This window comes from Variovorax terrae, from assembly GCF_022809125.1.
In the GTDB taxonomy this organism is placed as follows: domain Bacteria; phylum Pseudomonadota; class Gammaproteobacteria; order Burkholderiales; family Burkholderiaceae_C; genus Variovorax_A; species Variovorax_A terrae.
In genome coordinates, this window is record NZ_JALGBI010000003.1 from 303,393 (window position 1) to 325,716 (window position 22,324).

General features: G+C 67.8%; 25 protein-coding genes and 1 riboswitch. Of the genes, 15 read left to right on the forward strand and 10 right to left on the reverse strand.

Annotation, left to right across the window (positions count from 1 at the left end; all coding sequences use genetic code 11):
• Window positions 1-86: 86 nt before the first annotated feature.
• Both dnaN and dnaA read right to left on the reverse strand, forming a co-directional pair.
• Window positions 87-1,193, reverse strand: a complete 1,107-nt coding sequence (gene dnaN / locus MMF98_RS20830; RefSeq protein WP_243309264.1) for a DNA polymerase III subunit beta — start codon at window positions 1,191-1,193, stop codon at window positions 87-89.
• A gap of 274 nt (window positions 1,194-1,467) precedes the next feature.
• A complete protein-coding gene (gene dnaA, locus MMF98_RS20835; protein WP_243309265.1) occupies window positions 1,468-2,880 on the reverse strand; it encodes a chromosomal replication initiator protein DnaA in 1,413 nt (470 codons plus the stop codon).
• A 255-nt stretch (window positions 2,881-3,135) separates the two neighbouring features.
• Here dnaA and rpmH point away from each other — a divergent pair, with 255 nt between their 5' ends.
• The 8 genes from rpmH (at window position 3,136) to MMF98_RS20875 (ending at window position 9,435) form a co-directional block, all read left to right on the forward strand.
• A complete protein-coding gene (gene rpmH, locus MMF98_RS20840) occupies window positions 3,136-3,270 on the forward strand; it encodes a 50S ribosomal protein L34 (RefSeq protein WP_145893359.1) in 135 nt (44 codons plus the stop codon).
• A 47-nt stretch (window positions 3,271-3,317) separates the two neighbouring features.
• On the forward strand, window positions 3,318-3,743 hold the full coding sequence (locus MMF98_RS20845; protein ID WP_243309266.1) for a ribonuclease P protein component: 426 nt from the start codon (window positions 3,318-3,320) through the stop codon (window positions 3,741-3,743).
• Window positions 3,740-4,078 (forward strand): membrane protein insertion efficiency factor YidD, encoded by a 339-nt coding sequence (gene yidD / locus MMF98_RS20850; protein WP_243309267.1) that lies wholly within the window; start codon window positions 3,740-3,742, stop codon window positions 4,076-4,078. The genes MMF98_RS20845 and yidD overlap by 4 nt, the downstream gene beginning before the upstream one ends.
• The gene (yidC, locus tag MMF98_RS20855) at window positions 4,075-5,742 is read left to right on the forward strand and encodes a membrane protein insertase YidC (protein WP_243309268.1); all 1,668 of its coding nucleotides are present in this window, start codon (window positions 4,075-4,077) and stop codon (window positions 5,740-5,742) included. Before yidD ends, yidC begins: the two co-directional genes overlap by 4 nt.
• 59 nt (window positions 5,743-5,801) lie before the next feature.
• On the forward strand, window positions 5,802-7,208 hold the full coding sequence (gene mnmE / locus MMF98_RS20860; protein ID WP_243309269.1) for a tRNA uridine-5-carboxymethylaminomethyl(34) synthesis GTPase MnmE: 1,407 nt from the start codon (window positions 5,802-5,804) through the stop codon (window positions 7,206-7,208).
• 100 nt (window positions 7,209-7,308) lie between these two features.
• Window positions 7,309-7,800, forward strand: coding sequence for a Crp/Fnr family transcriptional regulator (locus MMF98_RS20865; RefSeq protein WP_243309270.1), 492 nt, complete (start codon window positions 7,309-7,311; stop codon window positions 7,798-7,800).
• 309 nt (window positions 7,801-8,109) lie between these two features.
• Window positions 8,110-8,913 carry a hypothetical protein gene (locus MMF98_RS20870; protein ID WP_243309271.1) on the forward strand — a complete coding sequence of 268 codons (804 nt, stop codon included), beginning with the start codon at window positions 8,110-8,112 and terminating at the stop codon, window positions 8,911-8,913.
• A gap of 72 nt (window positions 8,914-8,985) precedes the next feature.
• Complete coding sequence (locus MMF98_RS20875) at window positions 8,986-9,435, forward strand: Crp/Fnr family transcriptional regulator (protein ID WP_243309272.1); 450 nt, start codon at window positions 8,986-8,988, stop codon at window positions 9,433-9,435.
• Window positions 9,436-9,510: 75 nt separating this feature from the next.
• Here the strand turns inward: MMF98_RS20875 and MMF98_RS20880 are convergent, their stop codons facing one another.
• Window positions 9,511-10,056, reverse strand: a complete 546-nt coding sequence (locus MMF98_RS20880) for an adenine phosphoribosyltransferase (RefSeq protein ID WP_243309273.1) — start codon at window positions 10,054-10,056, stop codon at window positions 9,511-9,513.
• Between the two features lie 7 nt (window positions 10,057-10,063).
• Window positions 10,064-12,049 (reverse strand): monovalent cation:proton antiporter family protein, encoded by a 1,986-nt coding sequence (locus tag MMF98_RS20885; RefSeq protein WP_243309274.1) that lies wholly within the window; start codon window positions 12,047-12,049, stop codon window positions 10,064-10,066.
• A gap of 126 nt (window positions 12,050-12,175) precedes the next feature.
• Between MMF98_RS20885 and MMF98_RS20890 the strand changes: the two genes are divergently transcribed.
• From MMF98_RS20890 to MMF98_RS20905, 4 genes are all read left to right on the forward strand, one after another.
• Complete coding sequence (locus tag MMF98_RS20890) at window positions 12,176-13,153, forward strand: KpsF/GutQ family sugar-phosphate isomerase (protein WP_243309275.1); 978 nt, start codon at window positions 12,176-12,178, stop codon at window positions 13,151-13,153.
• 63 nt (window positions 13,154-13,216) lie between these two features.
• Window positions 13,217-13,798 carry a KdsC family phosphatase gene (locus MMF98_RS20895; RefSeq protein ID WP_243309276.1) on the forward strand — a complete coding sequence of 194 codons (582 nt, stop codon included), beginning with the start codon at window positions 13,217-13,219 and terminating at the stop codon, window positions 13,796-13,798.
• Window positions 13,795-14,448, forward strand: a complete 654-nt coding sequence (gene lptC / locus MMF98_RS20900; RefSeq protein WP_243309277.1) for an LPS export ABC transporter periplasmic protein LptC — start codon at window positions 13,795-13,797, stop codon at window positions 14,446-14,448. Before MMF98_RS20895 ends, lptC begins: the two co-directional genes overlap by 4 nt.
• A 34-nt stretch (window positions 14,449-14,482) precedes the next feature.
• Window positions 14,483-15,268 (forward strand): SDR family oxidoreductase, encoded by a 786-nt coding sequence (locus MMF98_RS20905; RefSeq protein WP_243309278.1) that lies wholly within the window; start codon window positions 14,483-14,485, stop codon window positions 15,266-15,268.
• Window positions 15,269-15,362: 94 nt separating this feature from the next.
• Here the strand turns inward: MMF98_RS20905 and MMF98_RS20910 are convergent, their stop codons facing one another.
• The 5 genes from MMF98_RS20910 to MMF98_RS20930 form a co-directional block, all read right to left on the reverse strand.
• Entirely contained in the window at window positions 15,363-15,836 is a 474-nt protein-coding gene (locus MMF98_RS20910; protein WP_243309279.1) for an RNA recognition motif domain-containing protein, read from the reverse strand.
• 282 nt (window positions 15,837-16,118) lie between these two features.
• The gene (locus tag MMF98_RS20915) at window positions 16,119-16,481 is read right to left on the reverse strand and encodes an RNA recognition motif domain-containing protein (RefSeq protein WP_243309280.1); all 363 of its coding nucleotides are present in this window, start codon (window positions 16,479-16,481) and stop codon (window positions 16,119-16,121) included.
• 191 nt (window positions 16,482-16,672) lie between these two features.
• On the reverse strand, window positions 16,673-16,879 hold the full coding sequence (locus MMF98_RS20920) for a zf-HC2 domain-containing protein (RefSeq protein WP_243309281.1): 207 nt from the start codon (window positions 16,877-16,879) through the stop codon (window positions 16,673-16,675).
• Window positions 16,876-17,445: a sigma-70 family RNA polymerase sigma factor gene (locus MMF98_RS20925; RefSeq protein ID WP_243309282.1), complete on the reverse strand. Its 570-nt coding sequence runs from the start codon at window positions 17,443-17,445 to the stop codon at window positions 16,876-16,878. Before MMF98_RS20925 ends, MMF98_RS20920 begins: the two co-directional genes overlap by 4 nt.
• A gap of 148 nt (window positions 17,446-17,593) precedes the next feature.
• Window positions 17,594-18,796, reverse strand: coding sequence for an ammonium transporter (locus MMF98_RS20930; protein ID WP_243309283.1), 1,203 nt, complete (start codon window positions 18,794-18,796; stop codon window positions 17,594-17,596).
• Window positions 18,797-18,915: 119 nt separating this feature from the next.
• Window positions 18,916-19,098: riboswitch (yybP-ykoY riboswitch) on the forward strand.
• 2 nt (window positions 19,099-19,100) lie between these two features.
• Between MMF98_RS20930 and MMF98_RS20935 the strand changes: the two genes are divergently transcribed.
• Window positions 19,101-19,682, forward strand: a complete 582-nt coding sequence (locus MMF98_RS20935) for a TMEM165/GDT1 family protein (protein WP_243309284.1) — start codon at window positions 19,101-19,103, stop codon at window positions 19,680-19,682.
• 9 nt (window positions 19,683-19,691) lie between these two features.
• Here MMF98_RS20935 and MMF98_RS20940 read toward each other — a convergent pair whose 3' ends face one another.
• On the reverse strand, window positions 19,692-20,372 hold the full coding sequence (locus MMF98_RS20940) for a DUF4136 domain-containing protein (RefSeq protein ID WP_243309285.1): 681 nt from the start codon (window positions 20,370-20,372) through the stop codon (window positions 19,692-19,694).
• Between the two features lie 205 nt (window positions 20,373-20,577).
• On the opposite strand from MMF98_RS20940, the gene metX reads away from it, so the two are divergent.
• Window positions 20,578-21,708, forward strand: coding sequence for a homoserine O-succinyltransferase MetX (gene metX / locus MMF98_RS20945; RefSeq protein WP_243309286.1), 1,131 nt, complete (start codon window positions 20,578-20,580; stop codon window positions 21,706-21,708).
• Window positions 21,705-22,289, forward strand: a complete 585-nt coding sequence (gene metW, locus MMF98_RS20950; RefSeq protein ID WP_243309287.1) for a methionine biosynthesis protein MetW — start codon at window positions 21,705-21,707, stop codon at window positions 22,287-22,289. The genes metX and metW overlap by 4 nt, the downstream gene beginning before the upstream one ends.
• Window positions 22,290-22,324 lie beyond the last annotated feature (35 nt).

The window sequence follows — 22,324 nt, forward strand, 5'->3', positions numbered from 1 at the left end:
GAAATCTCCAGTATCTAAACTCTTGAAGGACCAAACCCGCGGATGTCCGCGGGCTGTGGTCGTTGTTTGCTACGTTTTTTGTAGCATCAGATGCGCATCGGCATCACCACGTACTTGAAGGTGGCGTTGTCGGGAATGGTCAGCAGCGCCGAGCTGTTGGAGTCGGCCAGATCGACCTTCACCATCTCCTGGCCCATGTTGGCCAGCGCGTCGATCAGGTAGGTGACGTTGAAGCCGATCTCGATGGCGTCGCCGCCGTAGTCGATGTCGAGCTCGTCCACCGCTTCTTCCTGCTCGGCGTTGTTGGAGGCCACGCGCAGCGTGCCGGGCTCGATGTTCAGGCGCACGCCCTTGAACTTCTCGCTGGTCAGGATGGCGGTGCGCTGCAGGCTGGCCAGGAGCGGCGCGCGGCCCAGCGTCACGCTGTTCTTGTGGTTCTTGGGGATCACGCGGTTGTAGTCGGGGAACTTGCCCTCCACCAGCTTGGTGACGAACTCCATGCCGCCGAAGCTGAACTTGGCCTGGTTGTTGGCGAACTGCATCTCGATGGCGCCTTCGGCGTCGGACAGCAGGCGCTGCATTTCGAGCACGGTCTTGCGCGGCAGGATCACCTCCTGGCGCGGCACTTCCACGTCGAGCGTGGCGGAGGCAAAGGCCAGGCGGTGGCCGTCGGTGGCCACTAGGCTGAGCTGCTGGCCCTCGGCCACGAACAGGATGCCGTTGAGGTAGTAGCGGATGTCGTGCACGGCCATCGCGAAGCTCACCTGGTTCAGCAGGTCTTTCAGCGTCTTCTGCGGCACGCTGAACACGGGGCCGAAGTTGGCGGCCTCCTGCACCAGCGGAAAGTCTTCGGCCGGCAGCGTCTGCAGCGTGAACTTGCTCTTGCCGCCCTTGAGGATCAGCTTGTTCTGGCTCGACTCCAGGCTCACGGTCTGGTCGGCCGGCATGGTGCGCAGGATGTCGATGAGCTTGCGCGCGCCCACGGTGGTGGTGAAGTTGCCGGCATCGCCGTCCAGCTCGGCCGTGGTGCGGATCTGGATCTCCAGGTCGCTGGTGGTGAGCTGCACCGAGCCGCCGGTCTTGCGGATCAGCACGTTGGCCAGGATGGGCAGGGTGTGCCGCCGCTCCACGATGCCCGCGACCGACTGCAAAACCGAGAGAACCTTGTCTTGTGTTGCCTTCAGAACAATCATGTCAACCTCTTCTTGATTTCTTTAATTCAAATGAGTCGTAGTAGATAAGGCGCGCGCGGCGCTGTGGACTTCGCCATTTTCGCCTGTTTTATCAAGCACTTGGCCCCCAGCGAAGCCTGTGCACAGCCCTGCTTCCGGGTTGTCGCGGCCCGGTGGACACTTCCGCGCCGGCGCCCGGGCATGTGGACAACCGGGCCGTTGTGCCGGAACTGTCCCCAGGCTTGCCCGAACCGCGCTGCGGGTCGTGGGAGTTGATGGCGGTTTCATGATGAGGTCAGCCCTTCAGCGTCTGTTCGAGGACGTGCAGCTGCTGGTTGAGCTCGGTCAGTTGCTGGCGCTCGCCGGAGATCTTGCGCACGGCGTGCAGCACCGTGGTGTGGTCGCGCCCGCCGAACAATTCTCCGATTTCCGGAAGGCTTTTCTGTGTCAGTTCCTTGGCCAGGTACATCGCAATCTGCCGCGGGCGGGCAATGGAGGCCGGCCGCTTCTTGGAGTACATGTCGGCGACCTTGATCTTGTAGTAGTCGGCCACCGTCTTCTGGATGTTCTCGACCGAGATCTGGCGGTTCTGGATGCTCAGCAGGTCGCGCAGCGCCTCGCGCGCCAGCATGATCGAGATTTCCTTCTGGTTGAAGCGCGAATAGGCCAGGATCTTGCGCAGCGCGCCCTCGAGCTCGCGCACGTTGGAGCGCACGTTCTTGGCCACGAAGAAGGCCACTTCCTCGGGCATCTCGGCGCCCTCGGCGCGCGCCTTGCTGATCAGGATGGCCACGCGCATCTCGAGCTCGGGCGGCTCGATCGCCACCGTCAGGCCCGAGTCGAAGCGCGACACCAGGCGCTCGTGGATGTCGGCCAGGCCCTTGGGATAGGTGTCGCTGGTCATCACGATGTGCGATTTCTTGGCCAGCAGCGCCTCGAAGGCGTTGAAGAACTCTTCCTGGGTGCGGTCCTTGTTGGCGAAGAACTGCACGTCGTCGATCAGTAACAGATCGAGGGAGTGGTAACGCTCCTTGAACTCGTCGAAGGTCTTGCGCTGGTAGGCCTTAACCACATCTGAAACAAATTGTTCGGCGTGGATGTAGAGAACTTTCGCGTCGGGCCGGTCGGCCAGCAGCCGGTTGCCCACCGCGTGCATCAAGTGGGTCTTGCCCAGGCCGACGCCGCCGTAGATGAACAGCGGGTTGTAAAGCTGGCCCGGCGTGCCGGCCACGTGCATGGCCGCGGCGCGCGCCATGCGGTTGGCCGTGCCCTCCACCAGGGTGTCGAAGGTCAGTGCCGTGTTGAGCCGGTTCTTGAACACGGCCTGGGCGTTTTCCTCGCCCAGGCCGGCCGGCTCGGGCGCCACGCCGATCTCGGCATAGGTGGGGGCTACAAACGTCTTGGCAGGTGCTTCGCGGAGAGCAAGCGCTAACTCAAGTTGAAGAGGCTGGCCATACAGCCGCTCCAGGATGCCGGCGATGCGGCCGGCGTACTGGGCCCGGACCCAGTCGAGCTTGAAGCGGTTCGCCACGTACAGGGTGACCTTGGAGAGGTCGTCGGCGACCTGGGCCACCAGGGGCTTGATCCAGGTGTTGAACTGCTGTTCGGGCAATTCCTGGGCCAGCTGGTCGACGCAGGCCTGCCATAGGCTCTGGCCCGCATTCTGGCCGGCCGCAGCAGCCAGGCTGGGGTGGTATCCCTCGGTCATTATAGGTATCAGCTTCTGTGGATATTTTAAATTTGTCGAACCCTCCATTGTAATTTATCAAGGATTTATCCACAAGGCGGACGGCACGCCCGGGGTGCTCTTGCAACACACCGCAAATGCCTTGTAAGGCCTTGCCGGCATTCAGAAATTTTGCGATAATCATGGGTTTCCCTGATTGTTCAGGGCGATTTGAATCAAGGCCCCAGGCTTTTTGCCGCGTGCGGGGCCGGAAACTGAACCCTCAAGGAATTCACCATGAAACGCACCTACCAACCTTCCAAAGTTCGCCGCGCGCGTACCCACGGCTTCCTGGTCCGCATGAAGACCCGCGGCGGCCGTGCTGTGATCAACGCACGCCGCGCCAAGGGCCGCAAGCGCCTGGCTGCCTGAGCCCCAGGCTTTCAAAAGCTGGCGCACAGCTTCGGTGTGGCATCGACGTGCAGCGGCTGAAAACGCGGGCGCAGTTCCAGGCTGCCATGGCGGGAGGCACGGTGTCCCGCACAGCCCATTTCGCGCTGCATCGCTCGGAACTCGACACGCCGGCGCCGATCTCAACAGGGCCTGAGTCCATGCGACCGCAGGCCCTGTTTGCTGTGCGGGACGTCTGGATCGGGGCGATGACGCCCAAGCGCTGGGCCAAGCGCGCGGTGACCCGCAACGCCATCAAACGCCAGATCTACCACGTGAGCACCGATTTCGAAGCCCAGCTGCCCGCAGCCGCCCATGTGGTGCGCCTGCGCGCCGGCTTCGACCGCGCCCAGTTCATCAGCGCCACTTCAGAGCGGCTCAAGCAGGCCGTGCGCACCGAACTGCAGCAGCTGTTCAGCAAGGCGGCGCTCTCCGCCGGGCGGCCTGCATCATGATCCGGGCCGTCCTGATCACCCTGGTCAAGGGCTACCGCCTGCTGCTCAGCCCCTGGCTGGGCTCGGCCTGCCGCTTCGAGCCCACCTGTTCCGCCTATTCGCTGCAGGCGCTGGAGCGCCACGGCGCCGCCGCCGGCAGCTACCTCACGCTCAGGCGCCTGGTGCGCTGCCATCCCTGGTGCGAGGGCGGCTGCGACCCGGTGCCCGAGACCCCGTGGGCCCGCGCCCGCGCGGGCTCTGCGGCGCCCGGCGGCGATCCGGCGCAGCCCTCTCTTGAAAAGCCCCGGCTGTTCACCCAGCTGCTTTCTCCTTTTTCAGCAAAGAAGTCTTCATGAACGACATCCGCCGCACCATCCTGTGGGTGATATTTGGTTTCTCCATGGTTTTGCTGTGGGACCAATGGCAGGTCCACAACGGGCACAAGGCCACTTTCTTCCCCTCGCCGGCCAAGCCCGTGGCGGCGGCCAGCGCCCCGGCCGGCGCCTCCAGCGTGCCGGCCAGCAGCACCAGCATTGCCGGTGCCGCACCCCAGGCCGGGGTCGGCCAGGTGCCGGGCACGGCGGCCGCGCCGGCACCGGCGCACGAGCGCATCCAGGTCGACACCGACGTGCTGCACCTGACCTTCGACACCGAAGGCGGCTCGCTGATCCGCTCCGAATTCACCCGCTACGCCGACCTGACCGAGAAGGACAAGCCCTTCGTGCTGCTCGACGACAGCGCCTCGCGCGTCTACGTGGCGCAGACCGGCCTGATCGGCGGGGCCTATCCCACCCACAAGACGCCCATGGCCTTCAGCGGCGACCGCGCGCTCAAGGACGGCCAGGACGAACTCAGCGTGCGCTTCGAGTCGGCCGACCTCGGCGGCGTGAAGCTGGTCAAGACCTACACGCTCAAGCGCGGCTCCTACGCCATCGCCGTGAAGCATGACGTGGTGAACACCGGCAGCGCGCCGGTGTCGCCGCAGCTCTACCTGCAGCTGGTGCGCGACGGCAACAAGCCGGCCGGCGAGTCCTCGTTCTACTCCACCTTCACCGGCCCGGCGGTCTACACCGGCGCCAAGAAGTACCACAAGGTCGAGTTCAGCGACATCGAAAAAGGCAAGGCCGAGATCGACAAGGAATCCACCGACGGCTACGTCGCCATGGTGCAGCACTACTTCACCAGCGCCTGGCTGCTGGCCGACGGCATCAAGCGCGAGCTGTTCGTGCGCAAGGTCGACACCAACCTCTACGCCGTGGGCATGATCACGCCGGTGGACGCCATCGCGCCCGGCGCCAGCAAGACCGTGGAGGCGCGGCTGTTCGTCGGCCCGCAGGAAGAGAAGAAGCTCGAAGCCCTGGCGCCGGGCCTGGAACTGGTCAAGGACTACGGCTGGCTCACCATCCTGGCCAAGCCGCTGTACTGGCTGCTCGACAAGCTGCACGGCATGCTGGGCAACTGGGGCTGGTCCATCGTGGCGCTGGTGGTGCTGCTGAAGATCGCCTTCTACTGGCTCAACGCCAAGGCCTACGCCAGCATGGCCAAGATGAAGGCCATCAACCCCAAGGTCATGGAGATGCGCGAGCGCCTCAAGGACAGCCCGCAGCAGATGCAGCAGGAGATGATGAAGATCTACCGCGAGGAGAAGGTCAACCCGATGGGCGGCTGCTTCCCGATCGCGATCCAGATCCCGGTGTTCATCGCGCTGTACTGGGTGCTGCTGTCCACCGTGGAGATGCGCAATGCGCCCTGGGTGTTGTGGATCCACGACCTGTCCGCGCCCGACCCGTTCTTCATCCTGCCGCTGGTGATGACCGGCACCTCGCTGCTGCAGACCTGGCTCAACCCCACGCCGCCAGACCCGATGCAGGCCAAGCTGATGTGGATCATGCCGCTGGCCTTCAGCGTGATGTTCTTCTTCTTCCCCTCGGGCCTGGTGCTGTACTGGCTGACCAACAACGTGCTGTCGATCGCGCAGCAGTGGTTCATCAACAAGCGCCTGGGTGTCCTGGGCAAGTAAGCCCACCCACGCAACAAGAGGGCCGCTTGCAGCGGCCCTTTTTATTGGAAGATACGCCCATGCTGCCGCGCCACGCCGACCCCATTGCCGCCATCGCCACCGCGCCCGGGCGCGGGGCCGTGGGCATTGTGCGCGTGAGCGGCAAGCAGCTGGGCGCGCTGGTCCCGGCGCTGTGCGGCCGCGCGCTGAAGGCGCGCGAGGCCAGCTACGGGCCGTTCCGCGCGGCCGACGGCGCGCCGATCGACCATGGACTGGCCATCCACTTTCCCGCGCCGCACTCCTACACCGGCGAGGACGTGTTGGAGCTGCAGGCCCATGGCGGGCCGGTGGTGCTGCAGCTGCTGCTGGCGCGCTGCATCGAGGCCGGTGCCGAAACCGATCCGGCCACGGGCCGGCCGCGCCTGGCGGGCCTGCGCGTGGCGCAGCCCGGCGAGTTCACCGAGCGCGCCTTCCTCAACGACAAGATCGACCTCGCGCAGGCCGAGGCCATCGCCGACCTGATCGACGCCAGCACCGAAGCCGCGGCGCGCAGCGCCAGCCGCTCGCTGTCGGGCGAGTTCTCGCGCGAGATCCACGCGCTGCGCGACGCGCTGATCCATCTGCGCATGCTGGTGGAGGCCACGCTCGATTTTCCGGAAGAGGAGATCGACTTCCTGCGCCAGGCCGATGCCCAGGGGCAGCTCGCGGGCCTGCAGCAGACCCTGGCCGGCGTGCTGCGCCGCGCGCGCCAGGGCGCGCTGCTGCGCGAGGGCATCAAGGTGGTGATCGCGGGCCAGCCCAACGCGGGCAAAAGCTCGCTGCTCAACGCGCTGGCGGGGGCCGAGCTGGCCATCGTCACGCCGATCCCCGGCACCACCCGCGACGTGGTGAGCCAGACCATCCAGATCGAGGGCGTGCCGGTCCATGTGATCGACACCGCCGGCCTGCGCGACAGCCATGACGAGGTCGAGAAGATCGGCATCGCGCGCGCCTGGGACCAGATCGAGCGCGCCGACGCCGTGCTGTTCCTGCACGACCTGACGCGTGCCGGTGCTATGGAATACATAGCAGCCGATGACCGCATCATGCGGACCCTGGCCGGAAAATTGCCCGAAAGCGTGCCCGTGGTCGAGGTCTGGAACAAAACCGACGCCGCCGCCGGCGCCGTGCCGGCGGGCGGCCTGGCGCTGTCGGCGCGCACCGGCGACGGGCTGGAGGCGCTGCGCCGCCGGCTGCTGGAGATCGCCGGCTGGCAGTCGGCGCCCGAGGGCGTCTACCTCGCACGCGAGCGCCACGTGCAGGCGCTGCGGCGCGTCGATGCCCACCTGATAGCGGCCACCGCCCACCTGGCCGCGCAGGCGCAGTCGCTCGACCTGCTGGCCGAGGAGCTGCGCCTGGCGCAGAACGCGCTTGGCGACATCACCGGCGAATTCAGCTCGGACGACCTGCTGGGCGTGATCTTTTCGAGCTTCTGCATCGGCAAATGAGACAGATCCATCCGCCCCCGCCCGGGCCGGTGTATCAGGTGTAAGCGGGCGTTAAAGACCCTTGTGCGGGCTCGGCGGCGACGATACCGTTGCGCCCATCATGAACGCCCCTCTCCCGACCCACCTCAAGTTCGACGTCCAGGGCCTGGCCCAGGCGATGGCGCACAACCATGCCGTCGACGGCTTCAAGCTCACGCTGACGCCGGCCCAGTGGGACATCCTGGCCAGCTACATGCAGCCGTTCGCGCTGATGCAGGGCCAGGTGCTGATCGAGCAGGGCGCGGTGGACCGCACGCTCTACGTGGTGGAGAGCGGCTCGCTGAGCGTGCACTACAAAGACGAGAAATCCCGCGTGCGCCTGGCCATCCTGGGCCCCGGCTCCGTGGTCGGTGAAGGCAGCTTCTTCTCGCACCTGCCGCGCAACGCCACGGTGCAGGCCGCCAGCCACAGCAAGGTCTGGAGCCTGACCCCGATCCGCTTCACCGAACTGGCCAACCGCCAGCCCTCGGTGGCGCTGGAAATCAGCCTGGGGCTGGGCGCGGTGGTCGCCAAGCGGCTGGTGAACCGGCCCAAGCGCGTGGCCGTGACCTGATCTGCTCCCAAAAGCAGAGCAGACCATCACCGCCGGGCCTGGACCTCGAGGTAAAAAGTACCCAAAAAAGGCGGTCTTCGCGTCCGCGAGGGCCCGCCGGGCGCCGCCCAGCCGCCTGCGCCCGCCCCTTGGAGCCCCGGGCCTCGTGAAAACCGAAGTAGTGACAACTATTTCACGAAAATGGAGCTCCCATCGGCGCGAAACCCGGATTTGCCGGCCGGTGAGAACGGTATTTGCAAGCATCGGGTTTTACACTGTCGCCGATGCCGCACCGGCACCGGCCGGCCGCGAATTCAAGAAAGCACACGCATGTCCCTGTTCCAGTGGTTCTCCCGAAAAAAGCCCGCCTTGCCAGTGCCGATGCCCGAAAGCTCAGGCCTGTCGCGGGTGGAAGCCACGCGGCCGGTGGCCTCGGCCAAGGCGGCAGGCGCCAAGATGCCGCCCGGCGGGACCGAGCATGCGGCCAACCGCAAGAGCGAGCGCATGGCGCGGCGCGAGCTGCTGTACAGCGTGGTGCGCGAGTCCATGGTGCGTGCCGGGGTGTTGTCTGCAAGCTACAAATTCAAGGTGCTGTCGCTGGACCAGCGCGGCCGCCAGTTCATGGTGATGATGGACCTGGCGCGCGGCTTCGCCGGCGAGCCCGCCCGCCTGGCCGAGATCGAGGCCATGATCGCCCAGAACGCCAAGTCGCGCTACGACATCGTGGTGACCGCGGTCTACTGGCGCATGAACGAGCATGTGGCCGTGGGCCAGGTGCAGGCGCGCGTGCCGGCGGCGTCGGCCCTGCCCCGGGTGTCACAGCCCGCGCCGCTGGGCGAGGCCGAGAGCCCGCGCGCGCGGCCCGCGGTCCCGCGCTTCGAGCCGATCCAGGAAGACGAAGTGGCCGCCTTCAAGCGCGCGCTCGCCGCCAGCGCGGTGCCGGCGGCTCCGGTGGCGGCTCCTGCTGCAGCGGCCACGGCCGCGGCGGCGGCTCTGCCGGCGGCCGCCGCGCTCGCGGCGCGGCCCAATGCCAGCCGCTACGCCCTGCTCACGGGCTATGAGGACACCGAGATGCCGGATCCCGATGCGCGCATGCCCGCGCTCAGCACCACGCAGTACGGCGACCTGAACTGAGAGACCGCCCGTCCCCAGCAGGGGGACGAGGCCGCGCGCGCCGCCAGGCGTCACGATCAAGGAGGAGAGACCATGAACGTACAACAACTGGTGAGCGCGATCGCCGCGCTGGACGCGCATGACGCGCTGCAGTGCCGGCTCACGCTGGAGGAGTGGCAGAAGATCGCGCCCTACCTGTCGATCCGTTTCCTGATCCCCGGCGAGCCCTTGATGCGCGAGGGCGACGCCGAGCGCGAGCTCTACATCCTGGCCGAAGGCGAGCTGCAGGTGACCCTGCAGGACACGGTCATCGCCACCCAGAAGCCCGGCGCGGTGGTGGGCGAAGGCACGTTCTTCTCCGGCCAGCCGCGCAGCGCCACCGTGGTGCCGTCGCAGCCCGGCGTGGCCTGGGCGCTGAGCTGGGAGCGGTTCGAGGCGCTGTCGCACAAGCAGCCGCGCCTGGCGCTGGACCTGGTGCGCAGCGTGGCCGCCGTGCTGGCCGTGCGCATGCGCGAAGCGCTGCTGGTCGGCCAGTTCACCTGAATTCTGGCCGAAATCGGCCGGAGGTCCAGATGCAGCGGTTCTCGGGCGCTATCAAAAAGAGAGCGACGGGATTGCTCAATGGCCCTCGAAATCGACCAGCGTGAACAGCGGCAGGCCGGCGGCGCGCAGCTTGCCGGAGCCGCCGAGTTCGGGCAGGTCGACGATGGCCGCGCCCTCCACCACCGTGGCGCCGAGCTTCTCGAGCAGCTTCTTGCCCGCCATCATGGTGCCGCCGGTGGCGATCAGGTCGTCGATCAGCAGCACGCGGTCGCCCGCCTTCACGGCGTCGGTGTGCAACTCCACCGTGGCGCTGCCGTATTCGAGCTCGTAGGTTTCCTCCACCGTGGTGAACGGCAGCTTGCCCTTCTTGCGGATCGGCACGAAGCCGACGTTGAGCTCGTAGGCCACCACGGCGCCCAGGATGAAGCCGCGCGCATCGAGCCCGGCCACCACGTCGGGCCGCATGCCGCGGCTCATGTAGCGGTGCACGAAGGCGTCGATCAGCACGCGGAACACCTGGGGGTCCTGCAGCAGCGGCGTGATGTCGCGGAACTGCACGCCCGGCGCCGGCCAGTCGGGCACGGTGCGGATGTGGTTCCGGAGGTAGGCGGAGGTGTCCATCGGGGGTTTATCCTTTCAATAGCTTCTGTTCGGCCACGGCCAGGGCTTCGGGCTTGCCCGACAGGACCAGCGTATCGCCTTCCTGCAGCAGCGTGGCGTCGTCCACGGCGGCGGCCTTGCCATCCTGGCGGCGCAGGCTCATGACGCGCGCGCCCAGCGCATGCAGCGCCAGCCGTTCCAGCGGGTGGCCCAGCGAGCGGGCGCTCGGCGGCAGCGTGAAGGTGCCCAGCCGCTCGTGGTCGCGCTCGTTGACGGTGTCGTCGTCGGCGCCGTGGAAGTAGCCGCGCAGCAGGTTGTAGCGCGCATCGCGCTGGTCCTGCACGATGCGGATCACGCGCCGCATCGGCACGCCCACCAGGGCCAGCGCGTGGCTGGCCAGCATCAGCGAGCCCTCGATCGCCTCGGGCACGACCTCGGTGGCGCCGGCGGCCTGCAGCTTCTCCAGGTCGTGGTCGTCCTGCGTGCGCACGATCACCGGCACCTGGGGCGCGTGGGCGCGCGTGTTGGCCAGCACCTTGAGCGCGCCGGCCACGTCCAGGTAGGTCACCACCACCGCGCTGGCGCGGCCCATGCCGGCGGCGATCAGCGCCTGCAGCCGCGCCGCGTCGCCGAACACCACCGAGTCGCCGGCGGCGGCGGCCTGGCGCACGCGGTCGGGGTCGAGGTCCAGCGCCATGTAGGGGATGCCTTCGCGCTCGAGCATGCGCGCCAGGTTCTGGCCGCAGCGGCCGTAGCCGCAGATGATGACGTGCTTGCTGGTGTTGATCGACTTGCGCGCGATGGTGGTCATCTGCAGCGACTGCTGCAGCCACTCGCTGGCCACCAGCTTCATCACGATGCGGTTGCTGTACATGATGATGACCGGCGTGGCCAGCATCGACAGCACCATGCTCGCCAGGATCGGGTTGAGCAGCGCCGGCGGCACCAGCGCGTGCTCCTGCGCCAGCGTCAGCAGCACGAAGCCGAACTCGCCGGCCTGCGCCAGGTACAGGCCGGTGCGCAGCGACACGCCGGTGGTGGCGCCCAGCCCGCGCGCCAGCGCCGTCACCAGCGCCAGCTTGAACAGCACCGGCAGCGTCAGCAGCACCAGCACCAGGCCCCAGCGCTCGAGCACGATGTGCCAGTCCAGCATCATGCCGATGGTGATGAAGAACAGGCCCAGCAGCACGTCGTGGAACGGCCGGATGTCGGTCTCCACCTGGTGCTTGTACTCGGTCTCCGACACCAGCATGCCGGCGATGAAGGCGCCCAGCGCCAGGCTCAGGCCCGCCATCTCGGTCAGCCAGGCCAGGCCCAGCGTGATCAGGAGCAGGTTGAGCACGAACAGCTCCTCGCTCTTGCGCCGCGCCACGATGGTGAGCCACCAGCGCATCACGCGCTGGCCGCCGGCCAGCAGCACGGCGATCAGCACGGCGGCCTTGAGCCCGGCCAGCGCCAGCTCCTTGAGCAGCTGCTCGGGCGACGAGCCGAGGGCGGGAATCAGCACCAGCAGCGGCACCACCGCCAGATCCTGGAACAGCAGCACGCCCATCACGCGCTTGCCATGCTCGCTCTCCAGCTCCAGCCGCTCGGACATCAGCTTGACCACGATCGCCGTGCTGCTCATGGTCAGCGCGCCCGACAGCGCCAGAGAGGTCTGCCAGTTCATGTGCCACAGCGTGGGCGCCAGCGCGGCCAGGAACAGCGAGGCGAAGGTGGCCACCAGGATCGTCAGCACCACCTGGAACAGCCCGAGCCCGAACACATGGGCGCGCATGGCGCGCAGCTTGGGCAGGTTGAACTCCAGCCCGATCACGAACATCAGGAACACCACGCCGAACTCGCCCAGGTGCTTGACGCCTTCGGAGTTCTGCGCCAGCGCCAGTGCATGCGGGCCGATCAGCACCCCGGCGCTCAGGTAACCCAGCATCGGCGGCAGCTTGAGCGAGCGGCAGGCCACCACGCCCAACACCGCGGCCAGCAGGTACAACAGCGTCAATTCGAGGGAGCTCATCCCCCGATGCTAGCAAGCCATGTGCCTCGCACCGGTGCTTTTGTGCGCGGCGCCGCGCCGCGAGGCGCAAAAACCTTGTGCGGACCAGGATGCCCGGAGGCGCGCCGCGACCGATAAAATCGCCCGATGACATTCGACGCCCAGCAGGCCCTGCGCCTGGCCCAGGAGACCTTCGATATCGAGGCCGCCGCCGTCCTCGGGCTGAAGGCCCGTGTGAACGAGGCGTTTGCCCAGGCCGTGCAGCTGATGCTCGGCGTGCGCGGGCGGGTGGTCGTCATGGGCATGGGCAAGAGCGGCCATGTCGGGCGCAAGATCGCCGCCACGCTGGCCTCCACCGGCACGCCGGCGATGTTCGTGCACCCGGCCGAGGCCAGCCACGGCGACCTCGGCATGATCAAGCCGATCGACGTGGTGCTGGCCATCTCCAACAGCGGCGAGGTCGAGGAGCTGAGCGTGCTGCTGCCGGTGCTCAAGCGCCTGGGCGCGCCCGTGGTCGCGATGACCGGCGGCCTGCAGTCCACGCTGGCCCGGCATGCCAACCTGGTGCTGGACAGCGGCGTGGAGAAGGAGGCCTGCCCGCTCAACCTCGCGCCCACCGCCAGCACCACCGCGCAGATGGCGCTGGGCGACGCGCTGGCCGTGGCCCTGCTCGATGCGCGCGGCTTTCGCACCGAGGACTTCGCGCGCTCGCACCCCGGCGGCGCGCTGGGCCGCAAGCTGCTGACCCATGTGAGCGACGTCATGCGCTCGGGCGAGGACGTGCCGCGCGTCGGCCCGCAGGCCAGCTTCAGCGACCTGATGCGCGAGATGAGCGCCAAGGGCCTGGGTGCCTCGGCCGTGGTGGATGCCGACAGCCGCGTGCTCGGCATCTTCACCGACGGCGACCTGCGCCGCCTGATCGAGCGCGGCGTTGACCTGCGCGCCGCCACCGCGCAGGACGTCATGCACGCCAGCCCGCGCACCATCCGCGCCGATGCGCTCGCGGTCGATGCGGTCGAGCTGATGGAGCAGCACCGCATCACCAGCGTGCTGGTGGCGGATGCCGACCTCCGGCTGGTGGGCGCGCTCAACAGCAACGACCTGATGCGCGCGAAGGTGATATGAGTCTTCAGGCTCCGCATGCGATGGCATCCCACCTTTGCGCTTCACTGCGCGGGCCGGTGAATCATGGAAGCTGAGCCCTTGGCCTCGCAGCTGCCCTGGCTCGAACCGTCCCTGAGCTTCCCTGCGGAGCTGCTGCTGCGGGCGCAGGGCATCCGCATCGCCTTCTTCGACGTGGACGGCGTGCTGACCGACGGCGGCCTGTACTTCTCGGAGGCGGGCGAGACCCTCAAGCGCTTCAACACCCTGGACGGCCACGGCCTCAAGCTGCTGCAGAAGGCCGGCATCACGCCGGCCGTGATCACCGGGCGCGATTCCAAGCCGCTGCGCACCCGCCTGTCGGCGCTGGGCATCACGCAGGTGCGCTACGGCACCGAAGACAAGCGCCCGGCCGCCGAGCAGATGCTGGCCGCGCTGGGGCTGGACTGGTCGCAGGCCGCGGCCATCGGCGACGACTGGCCCGACCTCGCGGTGATGCGCCGCTGCGCCTTGGCCGGCGCGCCGCCGCAGGCCCATGCCGAGGTGCGGGCGGCGGCCCACCACGTCACGCAGGCCCGGGGCGGCCAGGGCGCGGCGCGCGAGTTCTGCGACCTGCTGCTGGTGGCCAGCGGCCGCTACGCGCAGCTGCTGCAGGACGCCGGCGCATGAGCGCCGCGCAAGCCGCCCATGGCCTCGGCCAGGCGCTGCGCCTGTGGCGCGCGGGCTGGGAGCGCGCCTCGATCTACCTGCCCATCATCCTGATGGGCGTGCTCGCGCTCGGCAGCTACTGGCTGGTGCGCACCACCCCGATCTTCAGCCTGCCCGGCACCGAGAAGCCGGCCAGGCATGTGCCCGACTATTTCATGCGCCAGTTCTCGGTCAAGACCTTCGACGCCGGCGGCCGCCTCAAGAGCGAGGTGATCGGTACCGAGGCGCGCCACTACCCCGACACCGACACGCTGGAAATCGACCAGCCGCGCATCCGCTCGTTCAGCGAGGACGGGCGCCTGACCACCGCCACGGCGCGGCGCGGCCTGTCCAATGGCGACGGCTCCGAGGTGCAGCTGTTCGGCGACGCCGTGGTGGTGCGCGAGGCCACCACCGACAAGGCCGGCAACCTGCTGCCGCGCTTCGAGGCCCGCAGCGAGTTCCTGCACGCCTTCACGGACACCGAGCGCATCATCACGCACCTGCCGGTGGTGCTGATCCGCGGCGAAGACCGGTTCACGGCCGACTCGATGGACTACGATAACCTCGACCGCCTCATGAACCTGCACGGGCGGGTCAAGGGCCTGCTGGTGCCCAAGGCCACCAAGTAAGCATCATTCAACGGCCGTTCGCGGCGGAGGCAGCATGTCCCGACTCGTCTTCATCACCGGCGCTTCCAGTGGCATCGGCCAGGCGCTGGCCTGGCGCTTCTACCAGGCCGGCTACGCGCTGGCGCTGGTGGCGCGCCGCACTTCCGAGATCGAATCATGGGCAGGTCGGCACCAGCTGGACGCAGGGCGCTACAAGATCTATAGCGCCGACGTGTCCGACGCCGACAGCGCCGTGGCCGCCGGCCAGGCCTGCATGGCCCAGCAGGGCGTGCCCGACGTGGTGATCGCCAACGCCGGCATCAGCATCGGCGTGGACACGGCGGTGCGCGCGGACATCGACGTCATCGCCCGCACCTTCGCCACCAACAACATCGGCATGGCGGCAACGTTCCATCCGTTCATCGAGGCCATGGCGCGGCGCGGCTCGGGCGCGCTGGTCGGCATCGGCAGCGTGGCCGGCATCCGCGGCTTGCCGGGGCATGGCGCCTATTGCGCAAGCAAGGCGGCCGTGATCAGCTACTGCGAATGCCTGCGCGGCGAGCTGCGGTCCTCGGGGGTACGGGTCGTCACGATCTGCCCGGGCTACATCGACACGCCGCTGACGCGGAAGAACCGCTATGCCATGCCGTTTCTGATGCAGCCCGAGGCCTTTGCCGACAAGGCCTTCGCCGCCATCGAGGCGGGTGCGAGCTACCGCGTCATTCCGTGGCAGATGGGCTTGGTGGCCAAGCTGCTGCGCCTGCTGCCCAATGCGCTGTTCGACAAGGCGCTGGCCGGGCGGCCCCGCAAGCACCGCGAGGGAGACGGCGCGGCCTCCTGAGGGCTTCGCCTTGCGCGCGGGCGCCCGCGCGGTCTGGATGGCGCAAAGCAAAAAGGCTCCGTGAGGAGCCTTTTTTCATGGGGTTGCCGGGGCTTCAGTAGCCGCCGCCACCACCGCCGTAGCCGCCGCGGCCACCACCGCCGCCGCCACCGCCACGCGGGCCAGGGCCGTAGGGGCTGCGGAAACCGCCGTCGCCACTGCGGCCACCACCGCCGTAGCCGCCGCCACCGCCTTCGCGACGGCCACCGCCGCCGCCACCACCGCCGTAGCCGCCACCACCGCCGCCGCCAAATCCACCACCGCTGCGGGGGGGACGGGCTTCCATCGGGCGGGCTTCGTTCACGACGACGCTGCGGCCGCCCAGGGGCTGGCCGTTCATGCCGTTGATGGCGGCCTGTGCCTCGGCATCACTGCCCATTTCGACAAAGCCGAAACCCTTGGAGCGACCGGTGTCGCGTTCCATCATCACCTTGGCGCTGGTGACCGCGCCAAATTGACCAAAGGCTTGCTCCAGGTCGCCGTCGCGCACCGAATAAGGCAGGTTGCCGACGTACAGTTTGTTGCCCATGAAGGGACTCCTCAATTAAACACATTGACTTTAGCGATGGAGTCCCGAAAACGCATTCAACAAACCGGAGAGACGCGAAAGTGACCTGTTCACCGCAAACTTGGCGCAGGCGGTTTCCCACCCAAACCTCATCCATTATGCGCCACATATCCGGGAATCATGCAAGCGTCCAGCGTGTTGCAAGATGTGAATAATCACCAAATTCCAACAAAAAAGAGCCCCGCAGGGCTCTTTTCGTGATCCGGACGGCCCGTTGCGGGCCGCTCCTGCCGTCGGCAGGGATCAGTAGTTGTTGCGGCCGCCGCCGTAACCACCGCCGCCGCCGCTGCGGCCACCGCCGTAGCCGCCACCACCACCGCCGCCGAAGCCGCCGCCACCGCTGCGGGGGGGACGGGCTTCCATCGGGCGGGCTTCATTGACCACCAGGTTGCGGCCGCCCATGGACTGGCCGTTCATGCCGCTGATGGCGGCTTGTGCTTCGGCATCGCTGCCCATTTCGACAAAGCCGAAACCCTTGGAGCGACCGGTGTCGCGTTCCATCATGACCTTGGCGCTGGAGACGGTGCCGAACTGGCTGAAAGCCTGTTGCATGTCGCTGTCGCTGAAGGAATAGGGCAGGTTGCCCACGTAAAGTTTGTTGCCCATGAAGGGACTCCTCAAAAAAACTCAGAGCGCGATGGAGTCCGATAAACGCAATCAACAAAACAGTAAAGACTTCAAAGACGCGAAGCCGACCGATCACCGCAGGAATGTGCGGCCCCTGAAGGCTGCACCCTCCCATTATCCGCTATATTGCCGCCGCGCGGCAAACCGGCTGCCGCGCGCGGGCCGCCGGCCTACCCGCCGGGGGTGTCGTCCCCGGTGTAGTGGCGCCATTGCCGCATGGCGTTGCGCATGGTGAGCAGCTGCCGCTCGAACCTCGGGCAGGCATGGCAGGCCAGCAGGTGAAGCCGCAGCGCAACCCGCTCTGCCAGAGGCAGGGCGCGGTCTTCGCGCGCGATGAGCAGCGCGGCCACTTGCTTGCAGGTGCGTCGCAGGATCATGGTCGGGATGGGGCCGAAGGGCCGAACCAGTTGAGCTCCAGGCACTCGCGCAGCCGCAGCCGGGCGCGATGCAACTGAACGTAAAGGTTGGTCGAGGTCAGGTTCAGTTCCTTACAAATGTCCTCGCTGGGCAGTTCCAGCCACTCGCGCATCAGGAACACGCGGCCCAGCGCGGCCGGCAGTTTCTCGGCGCAGGCCTCGAGCACCAGGAAGAACTGGCGCGAGTTCAGCTCCTGCTCGGGATTGCCCCAGTCCGAGGGCGGGTGGGCGAAATGGCCGTCGGCGCGGAACACCAGCGCGTCCAGCTCGTCGCTGCCGTCGGCGCCGCCGTCATCGAGGCTGACTTCGCGCGAGCGCTGGCGCAGCTGGTCGATCACCTTGTGCTTGAGGATGCCCACCAGCCAGGTCTTGAGCTGCGAGCGGTTGCCGAACGACTGGGGCTTGGCCAGCGCGGCCACGAAGGTCTCGGAGACGGCGTCTTCGGCCCACGCGTCGTTGCGCAGCTGCAGGCGCGCGAAGCGCAGAAGGTAGGCGTGGTGCTCGGCGAGCTGGGTTTCGAGCGACATGGCGGCGGGTGGCTGGGAAGGCATCATCGTACAGGGCCCGGGGTGAGGGAAACCCGGGCCTTCCGAAGGCCGGCTGGCCCGATTCCACCCTGAAATCAGGCCGATGTCCAAATGCAGCGGTACTTTTGTGCTATTAAAACAGGAGCAACTACCAGTTCGCCTCGCGCCCCGGCGTGGCGCCGATGCGGTGGATCGACAGGTCGGCGCCCTCGTATTCCTCTTCCGGCGAAAGCCGCAGGCCCATGAAGAGCTTGAGCGCGCCGTAGACCACCGCGCCGCCCAGCAGCGCCCAGGCCACGCCCATGATGGAGCCGATCAGCTGCGCGCCCAGGCTCACGCCGCCGAGCCCGCCCAGCGCCCGGCTGCCGAACAGCCCGGCCGCGATGCCGCCCCAGGCGCCGCACAGGCCGTGCAGCGGCCACACGCCCAGCACGTCGTCGATCTTCCAGCGGTTCTGCGTGAGCGTGAACATTGCCACGAAGATCGCACCGGCCACCGCGCCCACGACCAGGGCGCCCAGCGGGTGCATCAGGTCCGAGCCCGCGCACACGGCCACCAGCCCGGCCAGCGGGCCGTTGTGCACGAAGCCCGGGTCGTTCCGGCCGCACGCGAGCGCGGCCAGCGTGCCGCCGACCATGGCCATCAGCGAGTTCACGGCCACCAGGCCCGAGATCTTGTCGATGGTCTGCGCGCTCATCACGTTGAAGCCGAACCAGCCCACTGTCAGGATCCAGGCGCCCAGCGCGAGGAACGGGATGTCGGAGGGCGGGTGGGCGCTGACGCCGCCGTCCTTGCGGTAGCGGTTGCGGCGCGCACCCAGCAGCAGCACGGCCGGCAGCGCCAGCCAGCCGCCCACGGCGTGCACCACGATGGAGCCCGCGAAGTCGTGGAATTCCGCGCCTGTGAGCGACTGGATCCAGCCCTGCACGCCGAAGTGCCGGTTCCAGGCGATGCCCTCGAAGAACGGGTAGACGAAGCCGACGATCACCGCCGTGGCGATGAGCTGCGGCCAGAAGCGCGCGCGCTCGGCGATGCCGCCCGAGATGATGGCGGGAATCGCCGCCGCGAAGGTGAGCAGGAAGAAGAACTTCACCAGCTCGTAGCCGTTCTTCGCGGCCAGCTGCTCGGCGCCCACGAAGAAGTGCGTGCCGTAGGCCACGCCGTAGCCGACCATGAAGTAGGCGACGGTGGAGACGCTGAAATCCACCAGGATCTTCACCAGCGCATTGACCTGGTTCTTCTTGCGGACCGTGCCCAGCTCCAGAAACGCGAAACCGGCATGCATGGCCAGCACCATGATGCCGCCCAGCAGGATGAACAGGACGTCCGTGCCCTGTTTGAGTGCTTCCATAAGGCCTCTTTGGATGAAATTGCTTGTTGTTGGTGCGCGCCAGCGTGTCTTTGCGCTGACGCACCAAAATCAAGCAAAAAGTGCGCCAGAAGCGTGCGGCGCCATCGCCGGGCTATAATCCGGCCTGTCATTGGGGAGTAGCCTCCCTTCGATTTCGAGAGGGGTTTGCGTCAACAGACTTGGGTCTTCGGCCCATGGCGCAAACGGTTTTCCGGACTTGGCGAGACCTTTGACTGCGCAGCCTCCGTTTTGGCCGGGGATGCCGCGCAGTCAATGGTTCATTCGTTCCGGCCGGAGTACTTTCATGGAAGCCTTTCTCGTCTCCACCGGTATCGTCGCGCTCGCCGAAATAGGCGACAAGACCCAGCTGCTGTCGCTCGTGCTGGCGGCGCGCTTTCGCAAGCCCTGGCCCATCGTGCTGGGCATCTTCGTGGCCACGCTGGTCAACCATGCGCTGGCCGGCGCCGTCGGCGCCTGGGTCACCACGGTGCTGGGCCCCGACGTCCTGCGCTGGGTGCTGGGCCTGTCGTTCCTGGCGATGGCCGGCTGGATGCTGATTCCCGACAAGCTCGACGAGGACGAGGCCGGCACCACGCCGCGCCTGGGCATCTTCGGCACCACCGTCATCGCGTTCTTCCTGGCCGAGATGGGCGACAAGACGCAGGTGGCCACGGTGATGCTGGCGGCGCAGTACCACGCCTGGGCCTGGGTCGTGGCCGGCACCACGCTGGGCATGATGCTGGCCAACGCGCCGGTGGTCTGGCTGGGCGAGCGCGTCACGCGGCGCATGCCGGTGCAGTGGGTGCACCGCATCGCCGCGGCGGTCTTCCTGATGATCGGGGTGCTGGTGCTGGCCGCGCCGCTGATGGCGCTCGCCAAAGCCTGAGCCGCCGGCTCAGGGGCTGGTGCGGGCCGGCTGGGCCGGGTCGAACTTCAGCACCCGCACCTGGCCGCTGGCTCCGGGGAAGCCCTCGAACACGCTGCGCACGAGGTAGGGCATGGTGGCCGCGAGGTCCGGCGCATCGTCCTGGATCACGGCGCTGGCCTCGAACACCGCCGGGGCCTTGCCGCCCGGCGGCGCGGCGAGGTTGTCGCGGATCACCACGTTCAGGCGGTTGACCTGCAGGGTGCGCGTCACGAGCTGGTCGCCGATGTAGCGCGGCCCGTAGGGGCCGTAGCCATAGGTGCCGCCGATGAAGGCGCCGCGCCGCGAGAAGCGACCCGACACCCAGTAGGGCGGGTAGGGCGCGCTGGCGTAGACCGGCTCGTAGGACTGCCGGCTGGTGGTGGCGACATCGGGCCGCACCTCGACCAGGAAGCGCACCGGTGCGCCGGCCACCGAGGGCTTGAGCCCCTGGCGCACCAGCTCATCGGCCACCAGGCCCTGGTAGCTGCTCTGCTCGAGTTCGCCCAGCGGCAACGGGAGCGGCAGGCGCGCGAACGCGAAGGTCTGGCCCGCCGCGTCGGCAGGCCAGCGCTGGAAGGTGGTGACCTTGCTGGCGATCGGGCTGGCGCAGCCCGCCAGCAGCGCTGCCAGCGCCAGGGCGCCACCGGCAAGCAGGCGTTTGCTGAACATGGCCGCATTGTGGCCCCTGCAGGTAAATCCCCGGCGGCGCCGCGGTTGCTCCGGCGGCCGCCGCTGCGGGCGGCGGCAGGTGCGGCGGGACCCCGCTATACTTGGCTGGCGCCGATTTGCTCCAGCTTGCGGGCGCGTAACAAGTTCAGCTAAAGACGGCAGCCGGCCCGGCCTCGTTTTTAGCGACGCCGGGTTTTTCATTGCCATGAGTTTTGTCGCCACACCGCAGTTCATGACCTTTGCCGCGCCGCTGCCGCTGCAAAGCGGCGCGTCCCTGCGCGGCTACACGCTGGCCTACGAAACCTACGGCACGCTCAACGCCGACCGCTCCAACGCCGTGCTGGTCTGCCACGCGCTCAATGCCTCGCACCACGTGGCCGGGGTCTATGCGGGCCAGGAAAAGAGCGAGGGCTGGTGGGACAACATGATCGGCCCCGGCAAGGCGGTGGACACCGAGCGCTTCTTCGTGATCGGCGTCAACAACCTCGGCTCCTGCTTCGGCTCCACCGGGCCGATGCATGTCAACCCCGATTCGGGCCGGGTCTACGGCGCCGACTTCCCCGTGGTCACGGTGGAGGACTGGGTCGACGCCCAGGCGCGGCTGCTCGATGCCCTGGGCATCGAGACCCTGGCCGCCGTGATGGGCGGCAGCCTGGGCGGCATGCAGGCGCTGTCGTGGACGCTGCAGTACCCGCAGCGCGTGCGCCACGCCGTGGTGGTGGCGAGCGCGCCCAATCTCACGGCCGAGAACATCGCTTTCAATGAAGTGGCGCGGCGCGCCATCGTGACCGATCCCGATTTCCACGGCGGCCATTTCTACGAGCACGGCGTGATCCCCAAGCGCGGCCTGCGCATCGCGCGCATGATCGGCCACATCACCTACCTCAGCGACGACGTGATGAACGAGAAGTTCGGACGCCAGCTCAGGGAGGGCATCGATCTGCGCTACACGACGCAGGACATCGAGTTCCAGATCGAGAGCTACCTGCGCTACCAGGGCGACAAGTTCAGCGAATACTTCGACGCCAACACCTATCTGCTGATCACGCGCGCGCTCGACTACTTCGACCCGGCGCGCGAGCATGGCGGCAGCCTGACGGCGGCGCTGGCGCGCGCCACCAGCCGCTTCCTGCTGGTGAGCTTCAGCACCGACTGGCGCTTCTCGCCCGCGCGCAGCCGCGAGATCGTCAAGGCCCTGCTCGACAACCGGCGCAGCGTGAGCTACGCCGAGATCGACGCGCCGCACGGGCACGACGCCTTCCTGCTCGACGACGCCCGCTACATGGGCGTGGTCAGCTCCTACTTCGACAGCATCGCGAAGGAGCTGGCGGCATGAGCGAGATGGCCGTCCTGCAATCCATCGCCCGCCTCGTGCCCGAGGGCTCGCGCGTGCTCGACCTCGGCTGCGGCGACGGCGCGTTGCTGGCGCTGCTGCAGAAAGAGCGCGGCTGCACCGGCTACGGCATCGAGATCGCCGACGCCAACGTGCTGGCCTGCGTGCGCCGCGGCGTGGACGTGATCCAGCTCAACCTCGACGAGGGGCTGGCCATGTTCGACGACGCCTCGTTCGACGTGGTGCTACAGATCAACACCCTGCAACACCTGCGCAATGCCGAGACCATGCTGCGCGAGACCGCGCGCGTGGGCCGCATCGGCATCGTCGCGTTTCCCAACTTCGCCTACTGGGCCAACCGGCTGAGCGTCGCGCGCGGCCGCATGCCCGTGACCAAGACCCTGCCCTACCAGTGGTACGACACGCCCAACATCCGCGTCGGCACGCATGCCGATTTCGAGCAGCTGGCACGCCGCAACGGCCTGCGCATCGAAGACAGCTTCGGCCTGCACGAGGGCCGCACGCTGCGGCTGTGGCCGAACCTGCGCGCCAGCACGGCGGTGTTCCGGCTCACGAAGGGCTGAGAAGCCGATCGCCCGGCAACGGTGCGAGCCGTTGG

Coding starts and splice junctions, on each gene's coding strand:
- MMF98_RS20905 (WP_243309278.1), top strand. CDS start 14,483: ATGTCCCGACTCGTCTTCATCACCGGCGCTTCCAGTGGCATCGGCCAG.
- MMF98_RS20940 (WP_243309285.1), bottom strand. CDS start 20,372: ATGTTCAGCAAACGCCTGCTTGCCGGTGGCGCCCTGGCGCTGGCAGCG.
- MMF98_RS20920 (WP_243309281.1), bottom strand. CDS start 16,879: ATGATCCTGCGACGCACCTGCAAGCAAGTGGCCGCGCTGCTCATCGCG.
- MMF98_RS20885 (WP_243309274.1), bottom strand. CDS start 12,049: ATGAGCTCCCTCGAATTGACGCTGTTGTACCTGCTGGCCGCGGTGTTG.
- MMF98_RS20880 (WP_243309273.1), bottom strand. CDS start 10,056: ATGGACACCTCCGCCTACCTCCGGAACCACATCCGCACCGTGCCCGAC.
- lptC (WP_243309277.1), top strand. CDS start 13,795: ATGAGCGCCGCGCAAGCCGCCCATGGCCTCGGCCAGGCGCTGCGCCTG.
- MMF98_RS20870 (WP_243309271.1), top strand. CDS start 8,110: ATGTCCCTGTTCCAGTGGTTCTCCCGAAAAAAGCCCGCCTTGCCAGTG.
- MMF98_RS20875 (WP_243309272.1), top strand. CDS start 8,986: ATGAACGTACAACAACTGGTGAGCGCGATCGCCGCGCTGGACGCGCAT.
- MMF98_RS20915 (WP_243309280.1), bottom strand. CDS start 16,481: ATGGGCAACAAACTTTACGTGGGCAACCTGCCCTATTCCTTCAGCGAC.
- metW (WP_243309287.1), top strand. CDS start 21,705: ATGAGCGAGATGGCCGTCCTGCAATCCATCGCCCGCCTCGTGCCCGAG.
- dnaN (WP_243309264.1), bottom strand. CDS start 1,193: ATGATTGTTCTGAAGGCAACACAAGACAAGGTTCTCTCGGTTTTGCAG.
- rpmH (WP_145893359.1), top strand. CDS start 3,136: ATGAAACGCACCTACCAACCTTCCAAAGTTCGCCGCGCGCGTACCCAC.
- metX (WP_243309286.1), top strand. CDS start 20,578: ATGAGTTTTGTCGCCACACCGCAGTTCATGACCTTTGCCGCGCCGCTG.
- dnaA (WP_243309265.1), bottom strand. CDS start 2,880: ATGACCGAGGGATACCACCCCAGCCTGGCTGCTGCGGCCGGCCAGAAT.
- MMF98_RS20865 (WP_243309270.1), top strand. CDS start 7,309: ATGAACGCCCCTCTCCCGACCCACCTCAAGTTCGACGTCCAGGGCCTG.
- MMF98_RS20935 (WP_243309284.1), top strand. CDS start 19,101: ATGGAAGCCTTTCTCGTCTCCACCGGTATCGTCGCGCTCGCCGAAATA.
- MMF98_RS20890 (WP_243309275.1), top strand. CDS start 12,176: ATGACATTCGACGCCCAGCAGGCCCTGCGCCTGGCCCAGGAGACCTTC.
- yidD (WP_243309267.1), top strand. CDS start 3,740: ATGATCCGGGCCGTCCTGATCACCCTGGTCAAGGGCTACCGCCTGCTG.
- yidC (WP_243309268.1), top strand. CDS start 4,075: ATGAACGACATCCGCCGCACCATCCTGTGGGTGATATTTGGTTTCTCC.
- MMF98_RS20925 (WP_243309282.1), bottom strand. CDS start 17,445: ATGTCGCTCGAAACCCAGCTCGCCGAGCACCACGCCTACCTTCTGCGC.
- MMF98_RS20930 (WP_243309283.1), bottom strand. CDS start 18,796: ATGGAAGCACTCAAACAGGGCACGGACGTCCTGTTCATCCTGCTGGGC.
- mnmE (WP_243309269.1), top strand. CDS start 5,802: ATGCTGCCGCGCCACGCCGACCCCATTGCCGCCATCGCCACCGCGCCC.
- MMF98_RS20895 (WP_243309276.1), top strand. CDS start 13,217: ATGGAAGCTGAGCCCTTGGCCTCGCAGCTGCCCTGGCTCGAACCGTCC.
- MMF98_RS20910 (WP_243309279.1), bottom strand. CDS start 15,836: ATGGGCAACAAACTGTACGTCGGCAACCTGCCTTATTCGGTGCGCGAC.